This is a genomic window from Streptomyces sp. KR55, assembly GCF_052245645.1.
In the GTDB taxonomy this organism is placed as follows: domain Bacteria; phylum Actinomycetota; class Actinomycetes; order Streptomycetales; family Streptomycetaceae; genus Streptomyces; species Streptomyces flavusporus.
In genome coordinates this window covers 1-6,161 of the sequence record NZ_JBQQCE010000542.1, presented here as the reverse complement: position 1 = coordinate 6,161, position 6,161 = coordinate 1, and the positions used below count along the sequence as shown (strand labels likewise).

5 protein-coding genes are annotated in these 6,161 nt (G+C 71.7%); 1 reads left to right on the top strand and 4 read right to left on the bottom strand.

Going from position 1 to position 6,161, the window contains the following annotated elements:
• The 3 genes from ACTWQJ_RS44670 to ACTWQJ_RS44660 all read right to left on the bottom strand — a co-directional run.
• Positions 1-1,026 (bottom strand): 2,4-dienoyl-CoA reductase FMN-binding domain-containing protein (locus tag ACTWQJ_RS44670; RefSeq protein ID WP_443312119.1); only part of this gene is annotated, 1,026 nt, incomplete at its 3' end.
• 87 nt (positions 1,027-1,113) lie between these two features.
• On the bottom strand, positions 1,114-1,485 hold the full coding sequence (locus tag ACTWQJ_RS44665) for a hypothetical protein (RefSeq protein ID WP_443312118.1): 372 nt from the start codon (positions 1,483-1,485) through the stop codon (positions 1,114-1,116).
• A gap of 131 nt (positions 1,486-1,616) precedes the next feature.
• Positions 1,617-2,498, bottom strand: coding sequence for a hypothetical protein (locus ACTWQJ_RS44660; RefSeq protein ID WP_443312117.1), 882 nt, complete (start codon positions 2,496-2,498; stop codon positions 1,617-1,619).
• Positions 2,499-2,757: 259 nt separating this feature from the next.
• On the opposite strand from ACTWQJ_RS44660, the gene ACTWQJ_RS44655 reads away from it, so the two are divergent.
• Complete coding sequence (locus ACTWQJ_RS44655; RefSeq protein WP_443312116.1) at positions 2,758-4,836, top strand: SpoIIE family protein phosphatase; 2,079 nt, start codon at positions 2,758-2,760, stop codon at positions 4,834-4,836.
• Positions 4,837-4,849: 13 nt separating this feature from the next.
• On the opposite strand, the gene ACTWQJ_RS44650 is transcribed toward ACTWQJ_RS44655, so the two are convergent.
• Positions 4,850-5,791, bottom strand: a complete 942-nt coding sequence (locus tag ACTWQJ_RS44650; protein WP_443312115.1) for a hypothetical protein — start codon at positions 5,789-5,791, stop codon at positions 4,850-4,852.
• Between the last annotated feature and the right edge of the window lie 370 nt (positions 5,792-6,161).

Genomic DNA, 6,161 nt, shown 5'->3' with positions numbered 1-6,161 from the left:
GGCCTGGTTGCAGCCGATGCAGGTGTTGATGGCCTCGGGGCAGCCGGCCGCCGCCTTGGCGACGAAGTCGGGGTCGGCGAGCATCGGGCGGGCCATCGACACCATGTCGGCGCAGCCGTCGGCGAGCAACTCCTCGGCGAGCTCGGGGGTGTTGATGCGGTTGGTGGTCACGAGCGGGACCGACACCTCGCCCATCAGCCGCTTGGTGACCCAGGTGTACGCGCCGCGCGGCACGGAGGTGGCGATGGTCGGGATCCGTGCCTCGTGCCAGCCGATGCCGGTGTTGATGAGGGTCGCTCCGGCGGCCTCGACGGCCTTCGCGAGGGTGATCACCTCGTCGAGGGTGGAGCCGCCGGGCACGAGGTCCAGCATGGACAGCCGGTAGATGACGATGAAGTCCTCGCCGACCGCCTCGCGCACCCGCCGGACGATCTCGACCGGGAAGCGCATGCGGTTCTCGTACGAGCCGCCCCAGCGGTCGGTGCGGTGGTTGGTCTGCGCGGCGATGAACTCGTTGATGAGGTAGCCCTCGGAGCCCATGATCTCGACGCCGTCGTAGCCGGCCTGCCGGGCGAGGCGGGCGGCGCGGGCGTAGTCGTCGATGGTCCGCTCGACGTCGTCGTCGGTGAGCTCACGGGGCGGGAAGGGGCTGATCGGGGCCTGGATGGGACTGGGCGCGACGAGGTTCTGGTGGTAGGCGTACCGCCCGAAGTGCAGGATCTGCATCGCGATCCGGCCGCCCTCGCGGTGGACGGCCTCGGTGATGCCCCGATGCTGCTCGGCCTCGGCGTCGGTGGTGAGCTTGGCGCCGCCCTCGTACGGCCGCCCGTCCTCGTTGGGTGCGATGCCGCCGGTGACGATCAGGCCCACTCCCCCGCGCGCCCGGGCGGCGTAGAACTCCGCCATGCGCTCGAAGCCGCGCTCGGCCTCCTCCAGGCCGACGTGCATGGAGCCCATCAGGACGCGGTTGGGCAGGGTGGTGAAGCCCAGGTCGAGCGGGCTCAGCAGGTGCGAGTAACGGCTCATGGCCCCTCCGTGCGCGGTGTCGTGCCCGTAGTTGTAGAGCACCGCGCACGGTTTATGCAACTAGTTGCACAACAAGGGAGAGCCAGGTCACCTGCTTTCCAGCCGTACGTGCAGTTCCCGCTCCTGGTCGCCGGAGGCCGTGCAGAGGTCGCGCACCGTGAACAGGTCGTTCAGGGTGGTGCGGAAGCGGTCGATGGCCCAGTAGCCGCCCTGCACGTCGGCCTCCACGGAGGACGTGAGCCGGCCGGCCGGGCGGGCGCCCTCGTGCGGTTCGGAGACGTCGAACGTACCCAGCCACACCGTCGGCCGGGTCTGGTGCCACTCCTGCGGCACGTCGTCGGAGCACCGGTCCGAGTCGAAGCACGCGCACAGCGCGTCGAACACGATCCGGGCGTCTTCCTTGCTGCATCCACTGATCTCCACCGAGACGGACTCCGGGTGCACTCGCTCGCTGTCCATCGTGATCGCTCCTCTCGTGGCCGCGCTGCGGTACCGCAGCGAGTTCCCCCGCGACACCGCGCCGCACTCCAAGAAAACCACCACATTCCGGGACGCACAGCCCCGAGAGGAGCGTCGCTCGGTCCGACGGGTCAGCTCTTCGTGAAGCGGTACGTCATGCTGTCCGTCAGGACGCAGAAGCCCGGCGACAGGACGATCACGCGCAGAGTGCCGGTGCGGCGGTCGTAGTCGATGCCCTCCGTCTCGAACGTGCCCGAGCAGCCACTGCGCAAGGGCAGCCGGCGCAGGGCCGTGACATGGCCGGTCACATCGGCCGTGCCGTTCGGCTCGGCCGACAGGTCGATCTGGAGCAGCGGCTTGGTGATGCCGAAGAGCGTGCCGGCCGGGTCGTCCGAGGAGCACAGCAGGCGGGTGGCGCTCACGAAGTCGCAGCCCTGTAGGTCACGCACGGCGTGGTCGAGGTGGACGGTGGAGGCCTGCGGGAGGTTCGCCGCCGGGGAGGTGCCCGGGTTGATGCCCGGGGTGGGGAAGACCAGCAGGCGGTTCATGGTGCCCCACTCGCCCGCGAGCATCCACTGTCCGCCCGGTGAGACGGCGACCCAGGAGTTGTTCAGCGCCTCCCCGGCGCTGAGCGTGTGCACGTACTCCGACCAGGTGCCGCCGGGGGCCTGCACCCGGAACATCTTCGTGGTGCCCGAGTCCCGCTGGTACGGCTCGATGTAGAAGCCCCCGTAGGAGGCGTCGGGGTCGCCGACGTGGTTCCAGCCGCGGCTGCCGACACCGGCGGGGATCGTGCCGATTCCCGTGTAGCGGTTGGGACTTCCGGCCGGGACCTCGACGGAGGTCAGGCCCTGGCTCTCGGTCAGCGGATCGGCGCGGTCGGAGCCGGCCTCGGTCCAGGTGTCGGCGGCCGTGGCCGACGGTGCGGCGGACAGGACGGCGGCGGTGGCGAGAGCGAAGGCGGCGAGGCCGGTCAGGGCGGCATGACAACGTTGCCGGGTGCGCAGGGGCATGGTCGGCTCCTCGATCGGGGGGGTGGGGGCGCGCTCGGCGCATCAGTGTGGCCCGATGAGGTAGTCATGTACAGACCAATGGAGAAACGCGATCTGTCGGCTCGGCGACCACTCCCTGGCGCTTCGCCGGACGACAACGGTCGTGTTGAGGGATGGTGGAGAAGGACCGTCGTGGCGTAAGAGAGATGGTTGAGCGCGGTACAAGCAAGTCGGCACGGGGGACGGCGTGCCGGGAGGATGGGCGAAGGCGGTGCGTGCGATGGGTGCAACCGGGCCTCCCGTGGCCGAGGGGACAGAACCGGGTCGCGGGTCGTTGGGGCCCAGCGGCCTGCTCGACGTGCTGGGCGTGGCCTCGGTGGTGCTCGACACCGAGGGCCGGATCGTGCTGTGGAGCCCCCAGGCGGAGGAACTGTTCGGTTATCCGGCGCAGGAGGCGCTCGGCCGGTACGCGGCCCGGGTGATGGTGCACGAGCAGCACGTCGGCCTGGTCAAGAAGCTGTTCGCCGACGTGATGGCCACCGGCCAGGGCTGGGCCGGGGCCTTCCCCATCCGGCGCAAGGACGGCACCACCCGGCTGGTGGAGTTCCGCAACATGCGGCTGCTCGACGACCGGGGGCACGTGTACGCCCTGGGGCTCGCCGCCGACCAGACGACCGTGCGCAGCCTGGAGCAGGACGTGGCGCTGTCGACGCGGATGATCTCGCAGTCGCCGATCGGGCTGGCCGTCCTGGACACCCGTCTGCGGTACGTGATCGTCAACCCGGCGCTGGAACGGATCAACGGCATTCCGGCCGAGGAGCACATCGGCCGGACGATGCGCGAGGTGCTGCCCCACTTCGAGGTCGAAAACCTGGAGCCGGCGGCGCGCCGGGTCCTGGACACCGGGCAGCCGCTCGTCGACCACTCCGCCGTCGGCCGTACCCCGGCCGACCCGGACGAGGACCATGCCTGGTCGGTGTCGCTGTACCGGCTGGAGGACTCACTCGGCACGGTGCTGGGCGTGGCCCTGTCGGTGGTGGACGTCACCGAGCAGCACCGGGCGGGCGTCGAGGCGGAGTCCGCGCGCCGGCGCCTGGCGCTCATCGCCGACGCGTCCGCCCGGATCGGCACCACGCTGGACCTGGACCGCACCGCCCGGGAACTCGCCGACGTCGCCGTGCCGGAACTCGCCGACATCGCGGCCGTGGACCTGCTCGACGCGGTGGTGGGCGGCCGCCGCCGCAACCTCGGCCCCGCCGAGCCGGCGGTGATCCGCGCCCTGGCCGTCAAGGCGAACGAGGCGCCGGACGCCCTGCGTGCGGCCGACCCGCCCGGGGAGGTGGCCCGCTACGGTCCCGACCGCCTCGTCACGGAGTGCGTGCGCACGAGCCGGCCCGTCATGGTGGCGCAGGTCAAGGACGAGGACCTGCCCCGCATCGCCCGCTCCCCGGAGGCGGCGGCGCTGCTGGCCCGCGCCGGCGTCCACTCCTACCTGGCCGTCCCGCTCATCGCGCGCGGCGAGGTGCTGGGCGCCCTCGACCTCAAACGCACCGGCAATCCGCTGCCCTTCAGCGAGGACGACCTCCTGCTCGCCCGTGAGCTGGCCTCCCGCGCGGCCGTGCAGATCGACAACGCCCGCTGGTACCAGAACGCCCGCGACACCGCCCTGATGCTCCAGCGCAGCCTGCTGCCCAGCCACCCGTCCGTCACCGGCGGCCTCGAGGTCGCTTCCCGCTACCAGCCCGCCGGCGCCACCACCGAGGTCGGCGGCGACTGGTTCGACGTCATTCCACTGGACGGCGGCAAGACCGCCCTCGTCGTGGGCGACGTGATGGGCAGCGGCATCACCGCCGCGGCGACGATGGGCCGGCTGCGGACCGCCACCAACACGCTGGCCTCGCTGGACCTCGATCCGGCACGGCTGCTGGAACACCTCGACCGGATCACCGAGGGCCTGGACCACTCCATCGCCACCTGCCTCTACGCCGTCCACGACCCCCGGCTGCACCAGTGCCGGATCGCCAACGCCGGCCATCTGCCGCCCGCCCGCATCCGCGTCGGCGGACGCCCGGAGCTGCTCGACCTGCCGACCGGGGCGCCGCTCGGCGTGGGCGGCGTCGAGTTCTCCACCACCGTCTTCGACTTCGGCCCCGGCGACGAACTCGTCCTCTACACCGACGGCCTCGTCGAGACCCGCCGGCACTCCCTGGACGAACGCCTCGCCACCATGCTCGGCCTCCTCGACGACCCGACCCGCCCCCTGGAGGAGGTCTGCGACCTGCTCGTCCGCACACTGCACCACCCCGACAACCACGACGACGTGGCCGTGCTCATCGCCCGCGCACAGCCGGGGGACTGACGCCGACCGCTCATCAACTCCAGCTCGGCGACGGCCCGTTCGGACCCCCGTACGGCACGGGCCGGCCCGTGGCGGCGTCCAGCAGGACCCGGTCGCCGACCGGCCGGTCCAGTTTCACCGTCACTTCCCTGCCCAGCAGTTGTGCGGTGCAGGGGCCGTCCGTGCCCCCGGCGACAGAGCCGGACAGCACCACGCTGCCGTCCGTCTCCAGCACATGGACGACCGGGCCGTCATCGCAGGCGCCGTGGTTGCCGATCACGGTGACGGACCGGCCGTCGCCGGCCACCTCGACCAGGCTGCGCAGCTCCCCCAGTTCGTCGCTGGGCGACTCCGCGGCCGGCCCGATCGGCGGCCTGGGGAGCTTCGACGGGCCGACGGCGACGCTCTTGAGCGGGGTGTCGTAGCCCTCCAGGGTGAACAGCCAAGCCGGGACGGTCGCCGGGCCACGGCTGGTGGCCAGCATCATCTCGCCCAGCCGCGCCCCGGTCACGGTCAGGTGCGGTCCCTCACTGCTGCTGCGGGCAAACCTCCCGTAGGCGTCCCGTGCCCCCAACATGGGTCGCGTCAGCGAGCCGCCGCTCGCCCACGTCACCCGCCCGTCCCGCTCCGGCGCGGCGGGAAGGCGGCCGCGCAGGACGAAGTTCTGGGTCGCGTAGGCATGTTCGTCGGCCTTGTCATGGAAGCCGCCCTCGGGCAACTCGACCGCCCCGCCCATCGGGTGGTAACCGGCGCGCCACGCCTCGGCAGCCTTCGACCCGTCCCAGGCGTCGGCCACCCGGCGGGCACGGGCCGCGGCCTCGGGTGCCTGCCCGGTGGCGCGCACCTTGTTTCCCGAGCCACCGGACTGCTCGCTTCCGCAGCCCGCGAGGGCGCCGGTTCCGGTGGTGAACAGGACGACTGCGGCGAGCAGTTGCACCGTGCGGGCGGCGTTGGTGGGAGTGGTTTTCCTACTCATGGGCTTCCCCGGGGACGGAGGTGTGGAGTCTGTGGGGTGCGGACCGGAGACCGTACCGTTCCTGTGACGCCCGAGCCCCGGGCGGGGTTCACCCACATCTAGTCAGGATGCCCCGGCCTTCGGGCCGGGGAGGAATGGCTTCCCCGGCCGTGCGGCGCGGAGCGCCGCAGCATCGCTGTGCGGCTCAAAGCCCCCAGAACGGCCCCGGGTTGACCTACTTCGTTCGGGCTTCCTAGGGTGATTTGTGTGAAGATTGTTGCGCAGGTGAAGTTGCGGCCCCGGTCGGCTCATGACGCCGACACGCTGGCCGCGACCCTGCGTGCCTGCAACCGGGGCGCCAACTGGGTCTCCGTGGTGGCGTTCGACAAGG